Origin of the sequence: Pedobacter africanus, from assembly GCF_040548825.1 — a bacterium.
GTDB lineage: Bacteria > Bacteroidota > Bacteroidia > Sphingobacteriales > Sphingobacteriaceae > Pedobacter > Pedobacter africanus_A.
The window spans coordinates 106,480-130,529 of record NZ_JBEPSL010000002.1 but is presented as its reverse complement, the minus strand read 5'-3'; the positions used below and the strand labels follow the sequence as shown (position 1 = coordinate 130,529).

The 24,050-nt window shown below is 43.2% G+C and carries 20 protein-coding genes; 9 read left to right on the top strand and 11 right to left on the bottom strand.

Translation table 11 applies throughout. The features are described 5' to 3' along the window. Nucleotides 1-132 precede the first annotated feature (132 nt). Nucleotides 133-2,574 (top strand): outer membrane beta-barrel family protein, encoded by a 2,442-nt coding sequence (locus ABIE26_RS10760; RefSeq protein ID WP_310143207.1) that lies wholly within the window; start codon nucleotides 133-135, stop codon nucleotides 2,572-2,574. Between the two features lie 3 nt (nucleotides 2,575-2,577). On the opposite strand, the gene ABIE26_RS10755 is transcribed toward ABIE26_RS10760, so the two are convergent. Further along, complete coding sequence (locus ABIE26_RS10755) at nucleotides 2,578-4,254, bottom strand: ABC transporter substrate-binding protein (RefSeq protein WP_310143209.1); 1,677 nt, start codon at nucleotides 4,252-4,254, stop codon at nucleotides 2,578-2,580. Between ABIE26_RS10755 and ABIE26_RS10750 the strand changes: the two genes are divergently transcribed. Then, nucleotides 4,255-4,713 carry a hypothetical protein gene (locus ABIE26_RS10750; RefSeq protein WP_310143211.1) on the top strand — a complete coding sequence of 153 codons (459 nt, stop codon included), beginning with the start codon at nucleotides 4,255-4,257 and terminating at the stop codon, nucleotides 4,711-4,713. On the opposite strand, the gene ABIE26_RS10745 is transcribed toward ABIE26_RS10750, so the two are convergent. Next, nucleotides 4,700-5,221: an NADPH-dependent FMN reductase gene (locus tag ABIE26_RS10745; protein ID WP_310143213.1), complete on the bottom strand. Its 522-nt coding sequence runs from the start codon at nucleotides 5,219-5,221 to the stop codon at nucleotides 4,700-4,702. The genes ABIE26_RS10750 and ABIE26_RS10745 overlap by 14 nt on opposite strands. Nucleotides 5,222-5,403: 182 nt before the next feature. Here ABIE26_RS10745 and ABIE26_RS10740 point away from each other — a divergent pair, with 182 nt between their 5' ends. Genes ABIE26_RS10740 through lepB form a run of 5 tightly spaced genes read left to right on the top strand, consistent with a single transcriptional unit; the run spans nucleotide 5,404 to nucleotide 9,715 of the window. Beyond that, a complete protein-coding gene (locus ABIE26_RS10740; RefSeq protein ID WP_310143215.1) occupies nucleotides 5,404-6,207 on the top strand; it encodes a ParA family protein in 804 nt (267 codons plus the stop codon). Between the two features lie 10 nt (nucleotides 6,208-6,217). Continuing rightward, on the top strand, nucleotides 6,218-7,138 hold the full coding sequence (locus tag ABIE26_RS10735; protein WP_310143220.1) for a ParB/RepB/Spo0J family partition protein: 921 nt from the start codon (nucleotides 6,218-6,220) through the stop codon (nucleotides 7,136-7,138). Continuing rightward, nucleotides 7,138-7,749, top strand: a complete 612-nt coding sequence (locus ABIE26_RS10730) for a DUF5683 domain-containing protein (protein WP_310143223.1) — start codon at nucleotides 7,138-7,140, stop codon at nucleotides 7,747-7,749. Before ABIE26_RS10735 ends, ABIE26_RS10730 begins: the two co-directional genes overlap by 1 nt. A gap of 10 nt (nucleotides 7,750-7,759) precedes the next feature. Next, nucleotides 7,760-8,500: a 4-hydroxy-tetrahydrodipicolinate reductase gene (gene dapB, locus ABIE26_RS10725; protein ID WP_310143225.1), complete on the top strand. Its 741-nt coding sequence runs from the start codon at nucleotides 7,760-7,762 to the stop codon at nucleotides 8,498-8,500. 6 nt (nucleotides 8,501-8,506) lie between these two features. Beyond that, entirely contained in the window at nucleotides 8,507-9,715 is a 1,209-nt protein-coding gene (gene lepB / locus ABIE26_RS10720) for a signal peptidase I (RefSeq protein ID WP_310143227.1), read from the top strand. Here the strand turns inward: lepB and ABIE26_RS10715 are convergent. The 7 genes from ABIE26_RS10715 to rpmB form a co-directional block, all read right to left on the bottom strand. Beyond that, complete coding sequence (locus ABIE26_RS10715; protein WP_310143230.1) at nucleotides 9,712-10,797, bottom strand: Ldh family oxidoreductase; 1,086 nt, start codon at nucleotides 10,795-10,797, stop codon at nucleotides 9,712-9,714. The genes lepB and ABIE26_RS10715 overlap by 4 nt on opposite strands. Nucleotides 10,798-10,802: 5 nt before the next feature. Further along, nucleotides 10,803-12,389, bottom strand: a complete 1,587-nt coding sequence (gene bshC / locus ABIE26_RS10710) for a bacillithiol biosynthesis cysteine-adding enzyme BshC (protein ID WP_310143232.1) — start codon at nucleotides 12,387-12,389, stop codon at nucleotides 10,803-10,805. 46 nt (nucleotides 12,390-12,435) lie between these two features. Next, nucleotides 12,436-13,770 carry a 30S ribosomal protein S12 methylthiotransferase RimO gene (rimO, locus tag ABIE26_RS10705; protein WP_310143234.1) on the bottom strand — a complete coding sequence of 445 codons (1,335 nt, stop codon included), beginning with the start codon at nucleotides 13,768-13,770 and terminating at the stop codon, nucleotides 12,436-12,438. Between the two features lie 4 nt (nucleotides 13,771-13,774). Continuing rightward, complete coding sequence (ftsY, locus tag ABIE26_RS10700; protein WP_310143238.1) at nucleotides 13,775-14,737, bottom strand: signal recognition particle-docking protein FtsY; 963 nt, start codon at nucleotides 14,735-14,737, stop codon at nucleotides 13,775-13,777. Nucleotides 14,738-14,809: 72 nt separating this feature from the next. Further along, nucleotides 14,810-14,968: a DUF4295 domain-containing protein gene (locus tag ABIE26_RS10695; RefSeq protein WP_084237517.1), complete on the bottom strand. Its 159-nt coding sequence runs from the start codon at nucleotides 14,966-14,968 to the stop codon at nucleotides 14,810-14,812. Between the two features lie 36 nt (nucleotides 14,969-15,004). Next, a complete protein-coding gene (gene rpmG, locus ABIE26_RS10690; RefSeq protein WP_015809322.1) occupies nucleotides 15,005-15,187 on the bottom strand; it encodes a 50S ribosomal protein L33 in 183 nt (60 codons plus the stop codon). 40 nt (nucleotides 15,188-15,227) lie between these two features. After that, nucleotides 15,228-15,461 carry a 50S ribosomal protein L28 gene (gene rpmB / locus ABIE26_RS10685; RefSeq protein WP_084237516.1) on the bottom strand — a complete coding sequence of 78 codons (234 nt, stop codon included), beginning with the start codon at nucleotides 15,459-15,461 and terminating at the stop codon, nucleotides 15,228-15,230. Nucleotides 15,462-15,837: 376 nt separating this feature from the next. Between rpmB and ABIE26_RS10680 the strand changes: the two genes are divergently transcribed. Next, on the top strand, nucleotides 15,838-16,278 hold the full coding sequence (locus ABIE26_RS10680) for a hypothetical protein (RefSeq protein WP_310143256.1): 441 nt from the start codon (nucleotides 15,838-15,840) through the stop codon (nucleotides 16,276-16,278). A 176-nt stretch (nucleotides 16,279-16,454) separates the two neighbouring features. Then, complete coding sequence (gene acs / locus ABIE26_RS10675; protein WP_310143259.1) at nucleotides 16,455-18,353, top strand: acetate--CoA ligase; 1,899 nt, start codon at nucleotides 16,455-16,457, stop codon at nucleotides 18,351-18,353. A 42-nt stretch (nucleotides 18,354-18,395) separates the two neighbouring features. Here acs and ABIE26_RS10670 read toward each other — a convergent pair whose 3' ends face one another. After that, the gene (locus ABIE26_RS10670; protein WP_310143261.1) at nucleotides 18,396-20,807 is read right to left on the bottom strand and encodes a hypothetical protein; all 2,412 of its coding nucleotides are present in this window, start codon (nucleotides 20,805-20,807) and stop codon (nucleotides 18,396-18,398) included. A gap of 108 nt (nucleotides 20,808-20,915) precedes the next feature. Then, entirely contained in the window at nucleotides 20,916-23,849 is a 2,934-nt protein-coding gene (locus tag ABIE26_RS10665; RefSeq protein WP_310143264.1) for a M16 family metallopeptidase, read from the bottom strand. Nucleotides 23,850-24,050 lie beyond the last annotated feature (201 nt).

Genomic DNA, 24,050 nt, shown 5'->3' with positions numbered 1-24,050 from the left:
GTTGGTTAGTTTCTTGGAGTTAGTTAAATTTTCAGGTAAAGCATCTTATAGTTTTTGGTGTTTGCACAAATTAATGAGCCGATCTGTAACAATTGCCCACTTTTGTATACTAATTAACGTAAAAAGACTCAAATGAAATCAATTCTGATCTTGCTCATAGGTTTAGGGATAACCCTTAACAGCTATGCGCAATTTTCTCTGGGCGGAGGAACCGCCAAACCAGTGGTAACAGGACGCATTACTGCTGTAATTCTGGACTCACTCACAAAAAAACCGATAGATTATGCCAGTGTATCCCTGATAAAAACAAAAGACAGTAAGTCTGTAAACGGAGGGGTAACGGACGCAAAAGGAAAAGTAGTGCTGCAGAACGTTGCCCCGGATGAATATAAACTCTCGGTTGGTTTTATGGGCTATAGATCGAAAAGCATTGCTGTTAAAACCAGTCCGGAGAGACCAGACCACAATGCGGGGGTAATTTACATCAGTCCTGCCGCCGGCAATTTAAAGGAAGTAGAAATATCAGGGCAGAAGGCTCTGATAGAAAATAAAGTAGATAAGCTGGTGTACAATGCGGAGCAGGACATTACCAATGCCGGGGGAGACGCTACTGATGTGATGCGTAAAGTGCCTATGTTATCTGTTGACATCAACGGAAATGTACAGCTGCGGGGCGCCGCTGTAAGGGTGCTGATTAACGGGAAACCTTCCGGAACAATGGCCAACAGCGTGGCCGATGCCCTGAAAATGATCCCTGCGGAGCAGATCAAAAGTGTGGAAGTGATTACGAGCCCTTCTGCCAAATACGACGCCGAGGGATCGGGCGGGATCATCAACATCATCACCAAAAAGAAAACTGCAGAGGGCATCAGTGGAAATTTAAATGCAACGGCAGGAACACGCTCAAACAATGGTACCTTTAGTTTAAGCGCCAAAACCGGGCGTTTGTCTGTAAACGGGAGTGCAGGTTTGAACCAGGCATATCCACAAAACTCTAAAGTGGTAACGTTTAACAGTGTTACAGAAAAAGGAGTGACCAGTGAGGTATTGCAGAATGGTTATTCCAAATGGTCGAGGGTAGGCTATAATGGTAGTTTCGGGGTGGATTATGATGTAAATGCCTATAATAACTTTAGTACAACGGTAAAGATAAACCGGTTTTCGAATGGCGGTCCGGGCAGCTCTGAAATCCTGAGGGATGGTGTTGCCTCTACCAATTTCAGAGATATGGACATGAGTTTCAACAACCTGGACTGGAACGTCGATTACAGGAAAACAAGCAAGAAGGAAGGAGAGGAGTTCAGTGTTTCCGCACAGTTGTCGACCGGCCGTAATGGCAGCGATTTTACAAACAGATTTGTGGCAGAAGGGATACCGGAGGTCATACTGACCGGACACAATACCGGAAAAAACAATGAGTACACTGTTCAGAGTGACTATACTTATCCTTTTAGCAAAACGACCACTCTGGAAACAGGGATTAAAGGGATCTTCAGGAACATCATCAGTGATTATGATCAGGCCCAGCAGGACTTCGATTACGACCAGAATGTTGCTGCAGCATATGGGGTAATGGGTTTTAAGTTGACCAAAAGAATATCGGTTAAAGCAGGACTGAGGGCTGAATACACCAAAATTGGCGGACTGGCAGGAAACACCTTTAATTTTGATAATGATTACTTTAACCTTTTTCCGAGCATGGTCATTTCGCAGACCCTGAAAGGAATGAGTACGGTTAAACTGAGTTACAACCGCAGGGTGCAGCGCCCAAGCTTATTTTACCTGAACCCTTTTAGAAACAAAAGCGATGTGTTTAATCCTATAGAAGGAAACCCTGGGTTGTCGCCCGAGCTTTCTGACAATATAGAAATGGGCTATTCTACGTTTATCAAAGGATCAGTAGTCAATGTTTCTGCATTTTACAGGAATACTAAAAACATTATAGAGAGTTTTATCCGGCCCATTGAAGAAGATGGTGAAACCAGAAACCTGACTACCTATAAGAATGTGGGTACCAGTCAGTCGTACGGTTTGAATGTTTTTGGTTCTTACAATCCAAAGCCAAAATGGACTTTAATGGCGAATCTGGGCTTTAATACTTATGAGATCAGCAATTCGGAAAGTAATTTAAATACGGGTACATTTTTAAATTACACTGCTTTTGCACGCTCTGCCTATGCCCTTCCGGGAGGATGGAGCACGGAGTTGTGGGGTGTGATCAATGCGCCTAAACGAACCTCTCAGGGTAAAACAGACATGATGTATTTCTACGGCGGTGCTGTGAAAAAGGAGATCCTGAAGAAAAAAGCGACGATAGGCTTAAATGTGCTGAACCCTTTTAACCGTGATTTAAACATCAAGACCAATAATGCCACTGTAAACTCTGTTCAGCGGACAGACATCCATTATCCTTTGCGCTCGTTCGGACTGAATTTCAGCTATAACTTCGGGAAAATGGATTTCAACGCCAAACCTAAGAAGAAGAAAGGGGTGAACAACGACGACTTGAAAAAAGAAGAGCAACAAGGCGGACAAGGTGGCCAGGGCGGTGGCTTAGGTGGCGGCCAGCAGTAGTGATTATTCTTTTTTTACCGTTTTGAGTACCATCAGGTTCAGGGCATTAAGTGAGAAACCGCTGATGTTATTTTGGGTCATGATGAGGGATTGGTCGTATAAAATAGGCACTACATTGGCGTATTCGACAATCATCTTATCCATTTTCTGGTACAACAGATAGCGTTTTTTATTGTCGCGTTCGTAATAACTCTTTTCAAACAGGCGGTCGAACTCCTGATTGAAATAACCAGTATAATTTGGCCCGTTGGGTACTTTGTTGCGGGAATAGAACATCGCCATGTAGTTTTCACCATCTGGGTAGTCGGCAATCCATGAGCCCCTGAAAAAATTGACCCCATTTTTAGAGATCAGGTCGCGCAGACTGGCATTCGGACTCACATCTACTCTGGTGTTGATTCCTATTGCAGCCAGCTCGCCCTGGATGAACTCTATCAGGTCTTTATAGGTGGTGGAAGTACTGAGTGTAAGCTGTGGTAAGCCTTTACCATTAGGGAAACCTGCTTCGGCCAGCAGCTTTGCCGCTTTTTGCGGTTCATAGTGGTAACCTTTAACTGCAGTACTGTCGAATCCCGGCATACCCTGCGGAATAAAGCCTGAAGTGGCAGGTACACCAATGCTGTTTCTTAAATATTTGATCAGTTTGGGTTTATCAATGGCGTAATTGATAGCCTGCCGTATCTTTTGATATTTCAAAGGAGAGTTTTTTGCGATGACCTTGCTGGTATCTACCAATATGCCCAGGTATTCTGTACAGAGGTAAGCGCCTTTTCTGAGTTGAAATTTGCCTTTATACTTACTGGTCATTTTGCCGCTTTTGGTTAATATATCATCGCGGTAGCTGCCATCAACTTTGTCAAAATAGTCGAGTTCCTTTTTGATGAAATTCATAAAAGCACTTTGTTTATCGCTGATGAAGGTTACTTTCACCGCATCGAGGTAGGGCAGCTGCTGCTTGCCTTCCTTTTCCCAATAATGTTCGTTTTTCAGCAATACCAGTATTTCATCCTCTTTCCAGTATTTGAATTTAAAAGGCCCGGTACCTATAGGATGGCTCCTGAAATCTTTGCCATAGTGTTCCACGATTTCTTGTGGTACTACCGAGCAGTACTGGGTGGTAAGCAGGTTCATGAAGGCGGGAAAGGGCTTGGTTAGCTTTACCTGAAAGGTGCTGTCGTTTAGCGCGATAAAACTATTCCTGTCTTTTATCTTGTCGCTGAAGATCCAGCCACCCGATGAGGCTACTTTTGGATCTATGAGCCGGTAAAAGCTATAACAGAAATCGCGGGCAACCACCCTGGGCCCTTTTCCGCCAGGGAAGAGAGGATGATCGTGGAAATAAACATCGCTGCGAAGGTTAAAGGTATAGGTAAGGCCGTCGTCTGCAATCTGCCAGGTTTTGGCAATACAGGGTATGGTGTTCAATGCACTGTCTACCTGAACCAGGCCGTTAAAAATCTGATTGATCATCCAGATCGCATTTTGGTTGCGGGCAAAGGCGGGGTCGAGCGAGGTTACATTCTGATCGAGGTTCATGTTAAAAACCTTTTTTCCGGTATCGGAAGAGTTGTTTTTACAGGCTGCGAATGCCAGAATGAACAGTGCAGAAAAAATATTGTTTATAATACGGCGCATCGGTTCAGGAATAGTAATTTTGTACAAAGTAATAAATATATTCATATGTCTTTTTTAAATGCGGTTATAAATAAAGTTAAGGATGAGGCCCTGCGGGAGCAGCTTCAGGAACGTGTAGATATAATTCAGCATAAAATAAAGTTCATGGACAGGGTACCTGTTGCCTGCCTGGATGCTGGCAATAAGGTCAATTATGCACTCGAAGAAGTAATAGTGGATGCGGGAGGATTACTGCATGACTTTATAGATACCGCAAAAGTGGTGATTTATATGGAAAAGGGGCGTACTATGCTGGAATTGATGGGGATTGTTCCACCATTGCTTGGAAAGACCTGGCCTGCAGTTGCCTATAACAGGGTTTACCTGATGAACGGGCAGGATCTTGATTTTGATGATCCGGAAGACCTGGTTGCTTTGCTTGAGGACATTGCAGAAATGCTGCACCCGGGATCTTTTGTGTTTGGCAATGAGGGGATTGACTGGCTAAGCTTTAAAACGCAATAAATTTATCCATCTGCTGGCCGGTAAACTTCAGGGTATCTTCTTTAAATAAATCACCGTTTTCATTAAGCTCGGTTTTAATGGCTGCTATGTGTATCCTTAATGGAAGTACGTTCAGGTGCAGGTAGCTACATACACCACCAAAATGATCTATGCCTCTGATGTTGCCATATTTGCCGGAAGATAAACCCACCAGAGCTGCTTTTTTATCGTAAAAACTTTCCGGAAAATTACAGGCATCGATAAAGGTTTTCAGAACCCCCGGGAAGCTGCCGTTATACTCAGGAATTACAAAAAGAAATTTGCTGGTTTGGGTAATCAGATCCTGTATGGTTTCAAAGGAAGCACTCCTTTTTCCATAAAGATCTGTTGAGATCAGGTTTTCAGGTAATTCTTCGAGGTTAAACAATGTGGTCTGTAACCCTTTTTCTGCCAGTGTTTTCTGATAATATTGTGCCAGTTTTAAGGTGTTGCTGCCCGGTCTGTTTGTGCCCGATATGATGGTTACCATGTAATAATTGTTAATAAGATGTGTAAAACACTTAAGCCATTAGTACTAACTTTGCCATTTAGTTTGTATCTTAGCTAATCGTTAAAATATGCCTGAATCATTACAAAAATAGCATTTTTTATAGATTTACTTCAATGTAAATTAAGCCCTAATAAATAAGTGGTAAATTATTAAAAAGATAAATGAGTAAAATTATTGCATTGGCAAACCAGAAGGGTGGAGTAGGTAAAACAACCTCATCTATAAACTTAGCCGCAAGTTTAGCCGTACTGGAATACAGGACGTTACTGGTTGACGCAGATCCTCAGGCAAACTCTACATCTGGTATTGGTTTTGACCCGAGAAATATCAAAAACAGCATCTACGAATGTATCATTAACGATATTGAGCCTACAGATGCTATACAAAAAACAGAGACACCAAACCTGGACCTGTTGCCTGCACATATAGACCTGGTTGGAGCGGAGATCGAAATGATCAACCTGACCAACAGGGAGTATAAGATGAAGGCTGTCCTGGAGAAGGTTAAAGACCAGTATGATTTCATCATTATCGACTGCTCTCCATCCCTGGGTTTAATTACCATTAACGCGCTTACGGCCGCGGATTCGGTCATTATTCCGGTGCAATGCGAGTATTTTGCGTTGGAAGGTTTAGGTAAATTGCTGAACACAATTAAAATAGTCCAAAACCGTTTAAATCCTGAACTGGAAATTGAAGGTATTTTGCTGACTATGTATGATGTACGTTTGCGCTTGTCTAATCAGGTGGTTGAAGAGGTGAAAACGCATTTTCAGGAATTGGTTTTTGAAACCATTATTCAAAGAAATACCCGCTTAAGTGAAGCGCCAAGTTATGGTGTTTCAGTAATTATGCATGATGCAAATTGCAAGGGCGCAATCAATTATCTGAACCTGGCCCGTGAAATTGTCCGTAAAAACGGAATGGTCACAGAAGTACAGGATGTAAATACGGCAACTCTATAATTATTTTTTAATGACATCTTTTCAGCGAAAAACAGGTTTAGGTAAAGGATTAAGTGCGCTTTTAGATGATAGCGAATCGGTTAATCCGCCTAAGAACAATGGCGTTAACCCGGTAAGCGAAACCAGACAGCAGGAACCTGCCAGTAACATTGGGTTCATCAACATCAGCGAAATTGAGACTAATCCTTTTCAGCCCCGTACCGAATTTGATCAGGTAGCTTTAAACGAGTTGTCAGAATCTATTAAGGTGCAGGGACTCATACAACCTATTACCGTTAGAAAACAGGCTGCCAATAAATACCAGCTCATTTCCGGTGAACGGAGATTGAGAGCTTCCAAACTGGCCGGGCTGACACAAATACCTGCTTATGTACGTAGTGCCGATGACCAGCAGATGCTGGAAATGGCCTTGATTGAGAACATACAACGTGAAAATTTAAACGCTATAGAGGTCGCCCTTAGTTTTCAGCGTATGCTGGATGAGTGTAATCTGAAACAGGAGCAATTGGGTGAACGGGTAGGTAAAAACCGCACTACGGTAACCAATTACCTGCGTTTGCTGAAACTACCGCCAGCCATTCAGATTTCTATCCGCGATCAGAAAATCTCTATGGGACATGCCCGCGCACTGATCAATGTAGAGCAAGCAGATAAGCAGCTTTTTATTCATCAGGAGATCATTGATAAGGGGCTTTCTGTAAGGAAGGTTGAAGAACTCGTAAGAAGTATCAATAGTGTTGAGGTAAAGCCTAAGTTCCAGCTTAAATCTAAAGCTGTACCCGCCGAATATCAGAAACTACAGAAAGACCTGGCCTCCAAATTTGCTACTAAAGTGAAACTGAAAGTAGGCGAAAATGGCAAGGGTGCCATCGAAATTCCATTCATGTCTGATGATGACCTGAACCGGATCTTAGAGTTATTGGACTGGTAATGTATAAGCTTTTCCTGTTGCCGGCCTTACTTTTTTTTGCTGCTTTTACAGGAAAGGCACAGCAGGTTACGCCGCTAAAAAAGGACAGCACTACGGTTAAGACGGCTACTGTTGACAGCGTAAAACCCTATATCAATGTGGGTAAAATTGCCGGGCGAAGGGCTGCCATCCGCTCGGCCATGCTGCCTGGACTGGGACAGATCAGAAATGGTTTGACCATCTACCGGGGCTTGAAGGTGGCCGGTATCTATACCGGGGCCACATTGCTTACCATCTCTTATATAGACAATTCCAAAAAGTACAATCTTTTTGTTGATGAACTGAAATACAGGGCTGAGAATCCCGGACAAACACAATTGTATCCAAGTACACCTGACGACCGTCTGATCCAGGCAAAAGATATTTACAGAAGGAACAAACAGGTAATTATTTTTTCGTATGTTGGTCTGTACCTGCTCAATATCATAGAAGCTTATATCGATGCACGTCTTGCCAATTTTGATGTAGGCGATGTGGCCAGTATAAAGATAAGGCCGGATATGATCAATACGGGTTATACGTACGGGATGAACAGTGCGGCACCAGGAATTAAGATTGCAATTAGCTTTTAAAATAAACAAGATGAAGATAGCTTTACTCGGTTATGGTAAAATGGGACAGATCATTGAACGTTTTGCCCTTGAAAGAGGCCATGAAGTGGTCCTGAAAATCAGTATCGATAATACAGAAGATTTAACCACCTCGAACCTTGCCAAGGCTGATGTGGCTATAGATTTTAGTGCGCCAGATGCTGCGCTAAGTAATATTTACGCTTGCTTTGACGCCAATGTTCCGGTGGTTGTAGGTACTACCGGATGGTACGGCCAATTGCAGGAGGTAAAAAATGAATGCCTGAGCCGTAACAACAGCCTGCTTTATGGGTCAAACTTCAGCATAGGCGTGAACCTTTTCTTTCATATCAATAAGGTGATGGCAAAACTGATGAACGATTACCCGGCTTATGAAGTGCAGGTAGAGGAGATTCACCATACCCAGAAACTGGACTCGCCAAGCGGAACGGCAATGACCATTGCCGAAGGGATTATTGAGCAGATGGATAGGAAAACCGAGTGGGTGAACGAACTGGTAGGTACCCAGTTTGATGATATAGTGAAAAAAGACCAGTTGCTGATCGAGTCGCTTAGGATTGAAAATGTACCGGGTACACATACGGTCCTTTACAGTTCGGAGGTCGATGAAATTGAGTTGAAACACACTGCCCATAACCGCGCTGGCTTTGCGCTGGGTGCAGTGGTTGCAGCAGAGTGGTTACAAAATAAACAGGGCTTTTATAACATAGCCGATATATTTAATTTTAAATAACAGTATATGAGTTGGAAATTCTGGCAAAAATCTAATCAGGAAGACAGCAATAAGCCGAAAAAGAAGAAATCAAGAGGCCGTGAATGGGTAGACGCCATTATTTTTGCTGTAGTTGCGGCTACCATTATCAGGGTTTTCTTTATCGAAGCTTATACCATTCCAACCGCTTCTATGGAGCGTTCTTTATTGGTGGGCGATTTTCTTTTTGTGAGCAAAATGAACTATGGTGCAAGAATACCGATGACACCCGTAGCCTTTCCTTTTGCGCACCACACCATGCCTGTTACCGGTACCAAGGCCTATTGGGAAGGCGTACAATGGAAATACCGCAGGTTGCCTGGTTTATCAGATATCAAAAGAAATGATGTAGTAGTTTTTAATTACCCCCAGGGCGATACAGTTGCTTTGGAGCAGCAGGATGTGGATTACTATCAGATGGTAAGGGCTGAAGGCTGGAAAGAAATCAATACAAGATATACGATTGTCAGCCGGCCGGTTGACAAGAGAGAAAATTACATCAAGCGCTGTATAGGTATAGCAGGTGATACCGTAAGCATGAAGAATGGATTGGTTTCTGTAAATGGAAAGCCCGAAAAATTAAAGCCTACAGGTGAGATCAGCTATGAGGTCGTGTTTAAAACCGCTGATGTGAACCCTACGGTTTTTGAGGACCTTGGTTTTAATATTTCTGAGGACATCCGAAGTTCCATGACCCCGAAAGTATATATCTTTAACGGTACAGCACCTATGATGGCAGAAGTGAAGAAACTGGATTTTGTTCAATCTGTAAAGGAATTTACTGCTGCGGATAATATTCGCGAGGGTGATGTTTTTCCTTATGATAAGAACCGGAACTGGAATGTAGACAATTTCGGGCCGATCATTATCCCCAAAAAAGGCTGGACGGTGAAGCTGGATAGCGTTACAATGCCACTTTATGAAAGAAGTATCCGTATTTATGAAGGCAACAAGGTAGAAAAGGCTGCTACAGGGTGGCTGATCAATGATAAGCCGGCTGATAGTTATACTTTTAAAATGGACTACTACTGGATGATGGGTGACAACAGGCACAGGTCGGCCGACTCCCGTTACTGGGGTTTTGTTCCGGAAGATCACATTGTGGGTAAAGCGCTGTTCATCTGGATGAGTTACGATACCAATGCTTCTTTCTTTAAGAAAATAAGATGGGGCAGGTTACTGAGGGGAATTCACTAGGATAAACCTTCAATTCCAAGTTTAGCAGCAAGCTCACTTAAATCATTTACAACGGCATCTATTAAAGGGATGCCGTTTTTTTTACGCTCATTTTCAAAGTTATATTCTGGTTCTCCCGGTATGATGACCTGTTTTTCAGGATCAATGGTCTTAGCCGTTTTGAAACGTGTGATCCAGTTGTCTAGGTGATCCTTAAATTCCTGCGCAGGTCTGAAGCCATCTACACGCATGGCACCCAGAAAATGGCCTATACCTTCACCGACTGGGTCGGTTGGCGGGTCGAGGAACGCTACAAAAGGAGGGACCCAGGGGCCATAATTGGCGCCTGACAGGACTGCAGAAAGGATATCTACCGTTGCACCAAGTCCGTAGCCTTTGTGGCTGCCGTGGTCTTTATCACTGCCGAGGGGTAGTAAAGAACCGCCTTCTTTCAGCTGGTTCGGATTTACAGAAGTTTTTCCTGCTGCATCCTGCACCCAACCCTCAGGAACAGATTGATTTGACCGCTGGGCAATTTCCAGTTTTCCATTTGCAGCGGCAGCAGTGGCCATATCCACTACAACTGCAGGATATTTTCCGGCCGGAAAAGCATAGCACATGGGATTGGTACCTAATAACCTTTCATTAGCATAAGTAGGAGCTACCAGCGGGCTTGCATTGGTCATGCTGATGCCAATCATATCCTGTTCAACGGCTATTAACGAGTGGTAGCCTGCTATCCCAAAATGGTTGGAATTTTTAACGGAAACCCAGCCACTGCCATAGGTTTTTGCCTTTTCTATGGCTATGTTCATAGCAAATGGTGCTACTACAAGGCCTAAACCCCCATCGCCGTCCACAGTTGCGGTAGTAGCGGTTTCATGTACTACTTTTATAAGGGGCTGTGCATTGATGCGTTTCTTTTCCCATAACCTGACGTATCCACTCAGGCGAGCAACCCCATGGGAATCAATGCCTCGCAAATCGGAACGCAGTAAAACATCGGCAGCAAGACGGGCATCAGTTTGCGGACAGCCTATTGTTAAAAATACGTTTTCTGTAAATCTGCGCAGCTGCTGTTCGCTAAAAGTATAAAAAGTCATGTTAATCAGGCAAATAATACGGTAAACTGATGATCCAGAGGTTTAAAATGATTGATCAGTGATTCAATAAAGTCGTCGCCATAGGCAACATACATGGGGGCAATATTTAGCACCCTTTCCTGCAGTACGCCTGAGGGGAAAAGTTTAAGCTTTAAGTTCTCCAGCTGTGCAAGAGATGTTTTGTGTTTACGTTTTTCAGCTCTCAGCATTTTTTGCTCCAGGTTGGCAACCAGCTTTAAGGCCCTGGTTTTGGCGGCATCGGCCGATTGAGAGAGACTTTTGTCAATCTTATAGGCATTGAGCTTAATCTGGTCAAAAACTGCTCTTATGGCACGTTCTTCATCATCCAGCGAAAGCTGCAGATTCACATGAGCCTTTACCCAGTCACTTTTGAGGGTTTCGGTAGGACTAAAGAGCTGTTTGTGGCTGATGCCCAAAATCTGCATCCGGGTTTCACTACGCTGGTCGATAACCATCGCAGAATTTCTTAGCAACAGTACCGGGAAGCCGATCTGATAATAGTCGAAATTAGCTTTTAACTGCAGCCAGTAGGTCACTTCTGCTCCTCCGCCAATGTAAGCGAGGTTCGGAAGGATCACTTCCTGGTATACCGGGCGCATCACTACATTGGGGCTAAACCGCTCCGGATAGTTTGTGATCTCGGTTTTAAGCTCAGTTTCGCTAAAAGCAATGGCTGTATTCATTACCTTGTACCGACCATCTTCTTGAACTATACGTTCCCGCAGGCCCTCCGTCATGTAAAAGAAATTGATTTCCCTTGGGTTTACCTGGGGCTTATGGCCAAGTGCTTCGAGCCGGGCGTTGCTTTGGCTGATAAATTTGAAACTGTTTTGTTCGGTAATGTCCTGACAGATGATTTCGGAGAATTGCTTTTTCAGTTCACGATCATCGGCATCTATACAAACCAGACCGTATTTCCCGAAGAGGGCGTTGACAAGGTCGCGTGTCGCATCGCTCAGTTTTTTATGGCGGCTATAGGCATTGCTAACCAATTCGGCAAGCCAGTGACCATTTTCGCTGATGCCAAGATAGCCTTTGTAAGCAATCAGGGTATCTGCAATGTCAGCAGTATCCAGCCTTCCTGTTGCACCTGCAGCCTGCTTGCTCCAGGTTAAGGTCTTATCTTCAATTTTAATGTGGTTGATTTCTTCAAAGTCGTGGTCTTCGGTAGCCATCCAGTAAACAGGGACAAAATTATACTCCGGAAACTTATCCTTTAGTTCTTTTGCCAGGTTTATTGCGGTTACAATTTTGTAAATAAAATACAGTGGGCCGGTAAATATGTTCAGCTGATGGCCTGTAGTGATGGTAAAGGTTTTTTCGTCTTGCAGCAGGCTGATGTTTTCAGCAACAGGGGGCGGCGTTTTGACCGATGCATATTGCTGTTGAAGGGTTTTTACAAGGACGGTTCTATCGCCACTGAAGTTCCGGTTTTTAATGACCTCATTAAAGCCATTAAAATCCGGGCTGTATTTATAAAAGCTTTTTAACTGATCTTTTCCGCTGATGTAATCCAGTACAACTGCCGAGAAAGCATTGGTTTCCTGATAAGAGATGTATTTAGCCTGCATTGCCACGAATTTAAGTTAATAAACCATAATTCTTAATTTGCGGCTTTTATTTTACAATCTGTCCATATAGATCGAAATCTTCCGCACGGTCGATTTTTACTTTGACAAAACTGCCATTGGCGGCATAGCCTGTACTGGCGTCAATCAGAACTTCGTTGTCTACTTCGGGAGAATCAAATTCTGTACGTCCGATAAAGAAATCACCTTCTTTTCGGTCGACCAGCACTTTATAGGTTTTTCCTACTTTTTCCTGATTAATGTCATACGAGATTCCCTGCTGTAATTCCATAATGGCATCCACACGTTCTTGTTTCACTGCTTCAGGAACGTCATCAACCAGGCTGTGCGCATGGGTTTTTTCCTCGTGCGAATAAGTAAAGCAGCCCAATCTGTCGAAACGGGTTTCTTCCACCCAATCCATCATTTCTTCAAAATCCTGTTCTGTCTCGCCAGGGTAACCGCAAATTAGGGTGGTACGCATAGCGATGCCGGGCACTTTATCTCTGATCTGGTTTACGATGTCGATGGTTTTTTGTTTGGTGATACCACGACGCATAGATTTCAGCATGTTATCTGTAATATGCTGTAAAGGCATATCCAGATATTTGCAGATGTTTTCGCGCTCGTTCATGGCATCCAGAATTTCCATCGGGAAGCCCGAAGGGTAGGCATATTGAAGCCTGATCCACTCAATTCCGTTTACATCAGACAGTCTGCGCAGCAGTTCATCAAGGTTACGCTTTCCGTAAATGTCCAGGCCATAGTAGGTGAGGTCCTGGGCAATCAGGATCAGTTCTTTCGTTCCGCCGGCGGCCAGTATTTTAGCTTCATTTATCAGTTCCTGCATATCGCGCGAAACATGTTTGCCACGCATTAAGGGAATGGCACAGAAAGAGCAGGGGCGGTTACAGCCCTCGGCTATTTTAAAATAGGCAAAGTGCGAAGGGGTGGTTAACAAACGTTCCCCAATCAATTCGTGTTTATAATTGGCACCCAGTGAGTGTAACAGATTGTTAAGATCGTTGGTGCCAAAAAATGCATCAACATTGGTGATCTCGGCCTCGAGCTCAGGTTTATAACGTTCAGAAAGGCATCCGGTAACAATTACTTTTCCTACTTTTCCTTCATCTTTGAGTTGACTGTATTGCAGTATGGTATCAATAGATTCCTGTTTGGCATTGTCTATAAATCCACAGGTATTGATGACAACGATGTCATCTTTGCCTACTTTATTGGCTTCATGGACCACATCCATACTGTTTCCACGCAATTGCCCCATCAACACCTCAGAATCATAGGTGTTTTTGGAACAGCCCAGGGTGATGACATTGATTTTAGGTTTTTTAACGGGTATAATGGTGGATTTTATTTTAGTATTCATATAGTTATTTAAACAGACTGTCTACGAAAGCCTTTTTATCAAATAATTGCAGGTCGTTCATGCCTTCGCCAACACCTATATATTTTACAGGTATTTTAAACTGATCGGAGATCCCGATCACTACGCCTCCTTTTGCTGTTCCGTCTAGTTTTGTAATGGCCAGAGCATTCACATCGGTAGCTTCTGTGAACTGTTTGCATTGCTCGAAAGCATTTTGTCCGGTTGAACCATCCAGCACCAGCAATATTTCATGTGGTGCGGAAGGAATTACCTTTTGCATTACGTTTTTAACTTTTCCCAGTTCATTCATGAGCCCAACTTTGTTATGCAAACGGCCGGCGGTATCAATAATAACCACGTCTTCGCCATTGGCAACTGCCGACTGGAGGGTGTCGTAGGCAACTGAGGCAGGGTCTGAGCCCATAGCCTGGGCAACTACACGCACGCCAACCCGCTCGCCCCAGAGTTTGATCTGTTCTACTGCAGCAGCTCTGAAAGTATCAGCTGCACCCAATACCACTTTAAGGTTTTCGGCTTTCAGCTTGTGGGCAAGTTTACCAATGGTGGTGGTTTTGCCTACACCATTTACTCCTACCACCATAATTACGTAAGGCTTATGCTGTCCGTATTCAAACTGGCGGAAATCGTTGCTGTTGTTTTCGGCCAGCAGGAGCTGGATTTCATCACGTAACAGATGGTTCAGTTCTGAAGTGGACAGGTATTTGTCTTTAGCCACCCGCTGCTCTATGCGGTCGATGATCTTTAATGTTGTGCTTACCCCTACATCAGAGGTAACCAGTACTTCTTCGAGGTTGTCGAGCACATCATCATCAATGGTAGATTTACCGGCAACAGCCTTGGTGATTTTGCTAAAAAAACCTTCTTTTGTTTTTTCTAATCCCTTATCCAGAGCCTCTTGTGCTTCAGGTGCGGTTTCTTTTTTCTTGAAAAAATCGAATAAGCCCATACGAATGTATAACAAAACAAAAAAAGCCCTCCCGGGAAAAAGGGACGGCTTTAATATTATTAAATATTAAAATTATTTTTTAGATGCAGTGATAGCATCCTGAACGTGATCGTTGTGAACAATAACTTCTTTGAAAGAATAAGCACCTTTAGGTGATTTAGTCATTGTAATAACTTTTGAATATTCTTTTCCTTTACCCGTTTTAAGGGTTGCAACTACCTTCTTTGCCATGATTTAATGGATTGTATTTAGTTAGTACTAAATGTATTACTTAATTTCTTTGTGTACCGTTACTTTTCTCAATACAGGGTTGAATTTTTTCAATTCCAAACGCTCAGTAGTGTTTTTACGGTTTTTAGTAGAGATATATCTAGACATACCAGGCATGCCGCTAGTTTTATGCTCTGTACACTCTAGAATAACTTGTACTCTGTTACCTTTTTTTGCCATTTTATTAGTCTTAAGGTTGATTCACATCAACCAGTGTTATTTACAAATATCCTTTTTTAACGAAACGGTTGATCGCTTCAGTAATACCAATTTTATTGATGGTTTTGATCGCTGAAGTAGATACTTTCAGTGTTATCCAACGATCTTCTTCAGGAATATAAAATTTCTGAAGTTGTAAGTTGGGATAAAACTTACGCTTAGTTTTAACGTTTGAGTGAGAAACATTAAAACCTGTCATCGCCATTTTTCCGGTTAAATCACAAACTCTTGACATGCCTTTATTTATATGTTAATTATACTTTCTTATTTTTTTAAGAGTTTGCAAATATCAGTATAATATTTGTAATGGTCAAGGGAGGTTTAAAATATTTTTAATTTATTTTCAATGAGATAGTGAAAATAAACCGTTCTCTTCAGGCGCAGAAACGGCGAAGCCCTCTTGAAGGCTAATGACAATAGATACTACTGGAAAAAACCTTTGGCTGAAAAAGCCAAAATTTTCCAATGCGCTTTCTGAGAAGGTATATTTTTTGTTATTGGTGCAAACAGACAGTTATTTTTACATTTTGCATTTAATTATTTACTTTCGTACTAACTAATTAAATATTAATAATTTAACTGTATGAAGGCGCTTTCCTATTACATTTTTTATGGAAACAGGTTTGAGTATCAACATTACCCGGCTGGAACAATATAACCGGGACACAAAATTACACACAAGTTTATGGAGCCGCCTCGTATGGCTGATTGATGGTGACGAAATTATTTTTATCCGATCCGGATATGCTTTTGATACCGAAAAATTCATAGGGGAGGGCTGGGTGCTGTTGTTCAATCAGTTCTTTCTGACGGGTTTTCTGGAGCGCTACCCCGATAGTTATAACAGTGGCTTAATTGCTAACCGGACAAATGGAATGGCCACTGTTCCCCTAACACCCGCATTAAAGATGGAGATGAATGACCTTGCGCTTTTACTGAACCATGCCCAGGACCAGAAGCAGGCTGAGATGTATCTGCAATCTTATGCCGACCTCATTCTGCTCAATGCAAACCATGCGCATGCGAAGCTGGAGAAACAAATGGAGAAATGAGTTTATCCCGTTTCAGTATTGCGACTAAAAAATGCCATTTTGATTTATGTTTACGTAACCGTTTTTTGAATGTTTCAATTATTTTGGCATTTTATGATGTAAAATATACACTAAAAGTTTTGATAGCTTTTTAATAAAGTTATATTTGACCTTTAGTATCTGAAACAAATTAAACCATGCAAATTAAATCTTTTGACGAGTATCAAAAAACGTATCAGTATAGTGTAGATTACCCTGAACAATTTTGGGAAGGGATAGCCAATAACTTTCAATGGAGAAAGAAATGGAACAAAGTATTGTCCTGGAACTTCTCTGAGCCAAATATCAAATGGTTTGAAGGGGCTAAGTTGAATATTACTGAAAACTGTTTGGACCGTCATCTTGCGGAGAATGGAGATAAACCGGCCATTATCTGGGAACCAAATGACCCTCAGAAAGAGAGTATTACATTAAGTTACAAAATATTGCACGAGCAGGTTTGCCGCTTTGGGAATGTGCTGAAAAAGAATGGCGTTAAAAAGGGCGACCGGGTATGTATCTATATGCCAATGGTGCCTGAGCTTGCAGTGGCCGTATTGGCCTGTGCACGTATTGGTGCAATACATTCAGTGGTGTTCGGTGGGTTTTCGGCCAAATCTATTGCAGACCGTATCAATGATGCAGAATGTAAAGTAGTGATTACTGCCGATGGTGCATTCAGAGGAAATAAGCAGATCCAGTTAAAAGAAGTTATAGATGATGCCCTGATCGGTTGTCCGACGGTAGAGAAAGTGATCGTACTTACCCATACCCGCATGGCTGTATCTATGCTCAAGGGCCGGGATGTATGGTGGGAAGATGAAATTAAACTGGTAGACACCAATTGCCCTGCTGAGGAAATGGATGCGGAAGACTTGTTGTTTATTTTATATACTTCAGGTTCTACAGGTAAGCCAAAAGGTGTCGTACATACCATCGGCGGCTACATGGTGTATGCAGGTTATACCTTTTCAAATGTGTTCAATTACCAGCCGGATGAAGTGTTTTTCTGTACAGCCGATATCGGCTGGATCACAGGCCACTCTTATATCGTATACGGGCCGCTTTCTCAGGGTGCAACTACATTGATGTTTGAAGGGATCCCTACCTATCCTGATGCTTCGCGCATGTGGCAGGTGGTTGAAAAACATAAAGTAAACATTTTATATACTGCGCCTACAGCCATCCGTTCGCTGATGAGTTTTGGCGAAGAGCCGCTTAAGGGTATAGACCTAAGCACACTAAGGGTTCTTGGTTCTGTAGGAGAGCCCATAAACGAAGAGGCCTGGCATTGGTTTGATGAAAATATCGGCAAGAGCAAATGCCCTATTGTAGATACCTGGTGGCAAACAGAAACAGGCGGAATCATGATTTCACCGATTGCTTATGTGACACCTACCAAGCCTAGTTTTGCCACCTTGCCTTTGCCAGGTATACAGCCGATTCTGGTTGATGAGCAGGGCAGAGAAATAGAAGGTAACGGCGTGAATGGCAATTTGTGCATCAAATTCCCGTGGCCGGGTATGCTGCGTACTACTTATGGTGATCACGAACGTTGTAAGCTTACTTATTTCTCTACTTATAAAGACCTTTATTTTACCGGAGATGGCTGCTTAAGAGATGAAGATGGTTATTACCGGATTACCGGAAGGGTGGATGATGTGATCAATGTATCCGGTCACAGGATAGGAACAGCTGAAGTAGAAAATGCAATAAATATGCATGCCGGGGTGGTAGAGAGCGCTGTGGTCGGCTATCCGCATGATGTAAAAGGGCAGGGGATCTATGCCTTTGTGATCAACCCCAATGTGCACAATGATGAAGACCTTACCCGTAAAGATATATTGCAGACCGTAACCCGTGTAATCGGCGCAATTGCCAAACCGGATAAGATCCTGTTTGTGTCTGGTTTGCCTAAAACACGGTCCGGTAAAATTATGCGCCGTATCCTGAGGAAGATTGCCGAAGGGGAAACTTCCCAGATTGGTGATACCTCTACTTTATTAGACCCAACGGTAGTAACGGAAATCATAGAAAAGTCCGGACAATTAAAATAATGTCCTGCAAAATATCAGAGCCCTCGTATAACGGGGGCTTTTTTATTTGGCCTTGACTTCGATGGTGTATTGACCGTACAAAACATCTGTAGTGGACATGCCCTGCACCACTATCCTGAATTTTCCGGTGATATCTCCGGTATAAAATACGAGTTCCTTTGCTTCTTTTCCTATGATCAGTCCGTGGTTCCAATACAGGGTAGATTCAAAAGCTGGTTCCAGGGGTTCAGTATGAGGATCAACGTAGAATTCTTTTTTTGTATAAATTCCGGGTAGGGGCATAATGAAGCGTCTTCGCTCTTCGTCTTTGCAGAGCTGATATACAATAATGCCTCCGCCCAATCCATCTGTGTACGTTTGTCCGGGTATGGGGTGCCTATTGCCAGGGTCGCTGAGATGGTTGCGGCAATTGAGGATATTGAACCTGCATACATAGTCTCCGCATTCATTTGCACCATGCTTATAATTTAGCGTCTGGTCTCCGCCAGCTCTGATCTCTACTTCACGCAGGCGATTCACCTTTTCGTTTGATTTGAGCGTAAGTTCTGTGTTATTTTGGATGGTTGAAGGAATAATTGTTCTTTGAGGCGCAATCAGTTTTGTATAATCTTTGTTGAGTTTAATAAAAGGGTCGTTCAGCTGCATTCCATAAGTGTCCTGGTTTTTTCCCATAACGATGGCCTGTATTTTTGAGCCTGGGGCAACCAGCAGTTCAGAATTGTCGAACTGTACGTCGCCTTTGAGATCACTCTTTTTAAAGGTTAATCTGCCGGCACTCATGATGCCCAATTCTACTGCCGACTTCAGGGCCTTATCATGCCTTCTGATCTGAATTCTAAGCGGAAGCGCATCATAGGTTTTGAGTGTGTCGGCCGGGCTGGCCTGCAAAATATGCTGCCAATTGTATCTTCTCCAGCCTTTTACCAACAGGATATCTTCCAGATACTGTCGATTTGCTATTCCTCGCCTATCGGGTGCCGCAGGTAAATCGGTTAGCTCACTGCTCAGTTTTGTATAGCTTTCAATATCGGTGGTTATGGAAGGAGGTAGCCGGTTTTCCTGCACGCAGGCAATGGAAACCAGGGCTATCGTGTCGGGCTGATTCAGGTTAAGCCATAGCTTTACCTTTTCACGCTGGCCATAGCTTTGCCTGTCGGTGCTAACCTGAACTTTCTGTTTGTTTTGGTAGTGGGCATAAAACAATCGTTCAGCAAGTGGCCTGCCCAGACTGTCGGATAGGGTAAGTGTTTTTAAGCCCGGGGGAACATCTCCGAGAGGGATTTTAATATTGCTTGGCGTATTGCCGATGGGCAGCTCATTGTAAACATAGGTAGCCCTGAAATCGTGCAGGCGCAAAGCCACCTTGCCTGGGTTCGTGCTGGTGAGCCGGAACACAAGTGTGTCGGTAGGAATACCAGTGCTGAAGCTTATGCTCAGGCCATTTTCTACAGCCTTGGGAATTACATAGTTGCTGTCGGCAAAAGCGCTATGAAGGAGTTTGATCCGGTAAGTAATGTCCTTCTGAGGTACCAATATAAATTTACCAACGCCGTAGCTGTTCGTCTCAATGGTATCTACAAGCTCAGCCCCGGCATACAACAGAGCCTTTGATGTAACCACTGCTCCCTGCTGGTCTTTCAGTTCCCAGGCTACTTTACATGGCAGGTTAAAGACCAGGTTGCCCCCTTCGGGGTAAAACCCCACATGTGCCCTTCTTTTGGTTACAGGCAGCGGGAGGTTAAGGTAGCTGCTGTCTTTTCCATACTTTAATTTGGTGTAAACATTTGGGTCGGTGAGGTTCTCTGTTTCAGGAATATCCATGATGAATTCACCTGAGGCATTGGTTGCCGCCTTTTTGTGCAATTGTCCGTAATTATAGCTGATGGCAACGGGCTTGGGCAGAAAACGGGCTTCCCTGGAAAGTACAGAAACCAGTACTTTGTGTGGGGATTTTCCCGGGACGCCGGCTTGAAGTAATTTCAGGCTTGCCTTAAACGAAGGCTCAATGTTGGTCTTGATGATAAGCGGTTGTGCAAAACTCAGCTCAGGTATTCCACGGCTTACACGATTGGTGGTTACCTGAAAATGGTAATTGCCTGTGAGCATAGAATCCGGGAGTATCATGCTTCCAAAAGCGAGGCCGTTGATGATCTGGTATTTCTCCTGGACGATAACAACACTGTCAATTGCCCTGACTAATGCTACCGATAGCAATTCATGAAGTCTGACCTCTGAAGGTCTTAGGTTAAGCAGGTAGCCTGTAAACCAGACGGTCTCGTTATTGGTGTAAACTGTTTTATCAAAGTGGACAAATAACTTTGAGCCGGGTTCTTTGTAAGCGTAATACTGCATTTGGTCTGAAAGAGCGGTTTGCTGCGCCCATTGTGCGTTCAAATGAGTAGGTAATAGTGCCAGCAGCACAAGCGAAAGGAGTAGAGCCAGGGTTTTCCGCATCAGCTTAAAGTTAATGCTTAGCAGGTAATTATACAAGTTGTGGGCTGCAAAATAAAAATGCGCATCTGATACTCATCAGATGCGCATTTTTAACTTTATAGTGTTTTATTAGTATCCAAAAATCTGTTCCAGTGTCAGTTTATTTACTGCGCCAAATTTTTGCATGTCTTCCATTTTTACCTTTTTTTCGGATGCAACGATGCAATAATTGTAGGTTTTATTTGCTACGTTATTTGCATGGAAGGATTTGATATCGCCAAAGGTTAGGGGTTTTAAGCCTGCATATTCGTCCATTCTCGAATCGTGGTCGAAGCCCAGTTTCTTGTCGGAAAAATAAGCGCCAAGGATGCCGGTTTTCGTAATTCTGCTGGTTTCAATGCCATTCAGGGCATTGTATTTTGAAGCTTCGAAAGCCTTTTCGTTTTGGGGCAGATCATTTAACAATTCATTCATCCCATTAACGGCGTCATTCATCTTATCTGCCTGACTGCCTACATAGGCTACCATTGTGTATTGCTTTTCTTTCTTGTCCGGGGAAGAAAACACGGCGAAAGTTGAATAGGCCAGGGCTTTGGATTCGCGGATGGTTTGGAAGACCACAGATCCCATGCCACCACCAAAATAGCTGTTGAAAAGGGTTACTTTTGGCGACCACCCGGCATTGTATAGTCCGCCGTTGCGTACCCAGCGGATTTCAGATTGCACCATGTCATAATCTGCAAAATAAACCTGGTTGCTGGTATTGGTAGCATAGGCAAAGGTTTTTGCCGGTGCTGCAGGAGTAAAATCCTTAGGCAGCTTGTGAAGCTTAGCTATAGCTGCAGTAAAATCATTCAGTGTTTTTGGTCCGTAATAAGTAATGGTATGTTTGTAATTGCTGATGTTGTGCAGGATATCCAGCAGTTGTGCTGAAGTAATGTTTTTGATCTCTTCGTTGCTCAGCGTATAATTGAAAGGATTGCTGGCGCCATACTGGGCATAAGCGGTTAAGCCATTCATAATTGCATCTTTGCTGGCCTTATTGTTTTCCCTTGATTTCAGGATCCGTGCTTTTAAGCCTTCCAATGCTTTTTCGTCGGCTTTGCAATTGGCAAAAATATGCTCGACCAGGCTTACTGCTTTTTCAAAGTTTTCCTGTAATCCGCTTACACTGATGGTGGCGATTTCGTTACTTACGCTAAAGCTATAGTTGCAGGCAATGTTATAAAACTCTTTGCTGATCTGCTCTGCCGAATATTTGTCGGTGCTCAAAAAGCTCAGGTATTGCGCTGCATAGGGCTGCAGCCTGTTGTTCCATGCACCCATATCAAAACGGTACGACAGGCTGAAAATGCTGTTGTCTGTATTCTGAACAGCAATGATGTCTGCTATTCCGGTTTTGCCAAAATTCAGGTCTTTTTTATAGTCCAGGAATTTTGGGGAAATTGGTTTAACCGGCTGCGCAAGCAGGTTTTTAGCGAAATCAGAAACCTGTCCTGCATTGGTATTTACAGGGGTAATAGCCGGTTTGTCAACCTTCACAATGTTTTTGTCTTCGCCTTTATGTTTGTAGGCTACAACATAGTTGTCTTTAAAGAACTGGTTGGCAAAATCAACGATTTGTTTCTTGGTTACTTTTGCCATGGCGTCCGGACCGTTCAATGATTTGTTCCAGTTCTGGCCACGGTTTAAAATAAACTCATTGGTAAGCGCTTCTACGCGGAAAGTATTGTTGTCAAATGATTCCAGTAAGCCCAGCTTGCTGTTCGCTACTGTAGCTTTGATGAGGCTTTCATCAAAATTTCCTTTTTTAAGGATGCTGACCTGCTCCAGCAAAAGTTGTTGTGCCTGTTCAAGGGACTGACCTTGTTTAGGTTGGGCCATGAGGGTAAAAATGCCATAGTCTTTCATTTGCTGGTATCCTGCTCCTGCACTTAACACCATTTGTTTTTTGTTCAGGTTGATGTCCAGCAGACCTGCCTTTCCATTCGAAAGAATACTGGAGATCAGGTCAAGCAGCATGCTTTGGTCTGTGCTTTCGGCATAACCCCTGTAAGATAGCCTTACGCTTTCTGCACTTGGTCCATAGATGTCAATTTTTTGTATACTGCTCAGCGGTTTTTCAGGTGCAGGGTTATACAGCTCAAAAGGTTTGGCTTTCATATAGGCGAAAGACTTGTCTACCTTTTTGATCATTTCATCGGGATTAAAATCTCCGGAAAATGCAATCACCATATTGTTTGGAACGTAATACTTGTTATAGTACTTCCTGATTTCTACCAATGAAGGATTTTTAAGGTGTTCGATGGTACCGATGGTAGTTTGCTGGCCGTAGTTATGGGTTGGGAACAGCAGGGCAGAAGTCTGCTCATTGATCTTCCAGGAATCGTTGTCGAGACCACGGTTCTTTTCTTCGTAAACCGCTTCCAGCTCAGTGTGGAAAATACGGAAAACGGGAGCGCGGAAACGTTCGGCCTGCAGCGCCAGGAACTGGTCTACTGCATTTGATGGGAAATCCTCCTTGTAAACGGTCTCTTCGTACCAGGTATGTGCATTGGTGGAATTGCCACCCAGCGATTTCATCATTTTGTCGTATTCGTTGGCAATAGAAAAATTGGAAGCCTCGCCCGATAGCTTATCTATCTGCGTATAGATGTCTTTGCGTTTGGCAGCATCGGTTGTACCCCGGTATTGCTCATACAGGGATTCAATTTTATCCAGTAAAGGTTTTTCCTTTGCATAATCCATAGTACCAAACTTGTCGGTTCCCTTGAAGAGCATGTGTTCCAGATAATGCGCAAGTCCGGTGGCTGTTTTTGGGTCGGTATTGCTACCTGCCCTTACAGCAAGGCGAAAATCGATTACAGGCTCTTTGGTGTTTGGCGATAAAATAACTGTAAGGCCGTTCTTTAATGTGTAGAAACGGGCTTTGGTAGGGTCATTGGTAACGTATTTATACGTATACCCGCCGGCAGACGCCGTTTTCCATTGGTAGACAGATTGTGCCATTAAGCCTGAACCTGTTATGAGAAAACAGACAAGCAGCAATAATTTGTTTTTCATGAGTAATATCATTTGTTTTTTTATGGTTGTGAACCTGTTATGGGAATAGGACAGATTCAGCATTAATAAGTTACAGCCAAATATAAGCCGAATGCTGAATTTTATGCCCTAATTCTTGTACTTTTACTGCTACAAATGTTGTACGGGGCATTGTATGCTAAAATGGGTGATTTTAGCATATTGCCGGTTCAGCAGATCTAA

Excerpts from the sequence above, each read along its gene's own strand:
- acs (WP_310143259.1), top strand. The coding sequence starts at position 16,455 with ATGCAAATTAAATCTTTTGACGAGTATCAAAAAACGTATCAGTATAGT.
- ABIE26_RS10760 (WP_310143207.1), top strand. The coding sequence starts at position 133 with ATGAAATCAATTCTGATCTTGCTCATAGGTTTAGGGATAACCCTTAAC.
- ABIE26_RS10745 (WP_310143213.1), bottom strand. The coding sequence starts at position 5,221 with ATGGTAACCATCATATCGGGCACAAACAGACCGGGCAGCAACACCTTA.
- ABIE26_RS10740 (WP_310143215.1), top strand. The coding sequence starts at position 5,404 with ATGAGTAAAATTATTGCATTGGCAAACCAGAAGGGTGGAGTAGGTAAA.
- ABIE26_RS10730 (WP_310143223.1), top strand. The coding sequence starts at position 7,138 with ATGTATAAGCTTTTCCTGTTGCCGGCCTTACTTTTTTTTGCTGCTTTT.
- rpmB (WP_084237516.1), bottom strand. The coding sequence starts at position 15,461 with ATGTCAAGAGTTTGTGATTTAACCGGAAAAATGGCGATGACAGGTTTT.
- ABIE26_RS10735 (WP_310143220.1), top strand. The coding sequence starts at position 6,218 with ATGACATCTTTTCAGCGAAAAACAGGTTTAGGTAAAGGATTAAGTGCG.
- lepB (WP_310143227.1), top strand. The coding sequence starts at position 8,507 with ATGAGTTGGAAATTCTGGCAAAAATCTAATCAGGAAGACAGCAATAAG.
- ABIE26_RS10680 (WP_310143256.1), top strand. The coding sequence starts at position 15,838 with ATGGAAACAGGTTTGAGTATCAACATTACCCGGCTGGAACAATATAAC.
- rpmG (WP_015809322.1), bottom strand. The coding sequence starts at position 15,187 with ATGGCAAAAAAAGGTAACAGAGTACAAGTTATTCTAGAGTGTACAGAG.
- ABIE26_RS10755 (WP_310143209.1), bottom strand. The coding sequence starts at position 4,254 with ATGAATATATTTATTACTTTGTACAAAATTACTATTCCTGAACCGATG.
- dapB (WP_310143225.1), top strand. The coding sequence starts at position 7,760 with ATGAAGATAGCTTTACTCGGTTATGGTAAAATGGGACAGATCATTGAA.
- ABIE26_RS10670 (WP_310143261.1), bottom strand. The coding sequence starts at position 20,807 with ATGCGGAAAACCCTGGCTCTACTCCTTTCGCTTGTGCTGCTGGCACTA.
- ABIE26_RS10715 (WP_310143230.1), bottom strand. The coding sequence starts at position 10,797 with ATGACTTTTTATACTTTTAGCGAACAGCAGCTGCGCAGATTTACAGAA.
- ABIE26_RS10750 (WP_310143211.1), top strand. The coding sequence starts at position 4,255 with ATGTCTTTTTTAAATGCGGTTATAAATAAAGTTAAGGATGAGGCCCTG.
- rimO (WP_310143234.1), bottom strand. The coding sequence starts at position 13,770 with ATGAATACTAAAATAAAATCCACCATTATACCCGTTAAAAAACCTAAA.
- bshC (WP_310143232.1), bottom strand. The coding sequence starts at position 12,389 with ATGCAGGCTAAATACATCTCTTATCAGGAAACCAATGCTTTCTCGGCA.
- ABIE26_RS10665 (WP_310143264.1), bottom strand. The coding sequence starts at position 23,849 with ATGAAAAACAAATTATTGCTGCTTGTCTGTTTTCTCATAACAGGTTCA.
- ftsY (WP_310143238.1), bottom strand. The coding sequence starts at position 14,737 with ATGGGCTTATTCGATTTTTTCAAGAAAAAAGAAACCGCACCTGAAGCA.
- ABIE26_RS10695 (WP_084237517.1), bottom strand. The coding sequence starts at position 14,968 with ATGGCAAAGAAGGTAGTTGCAACCCTTAAAACGGGTAAAGGAAAAGAA.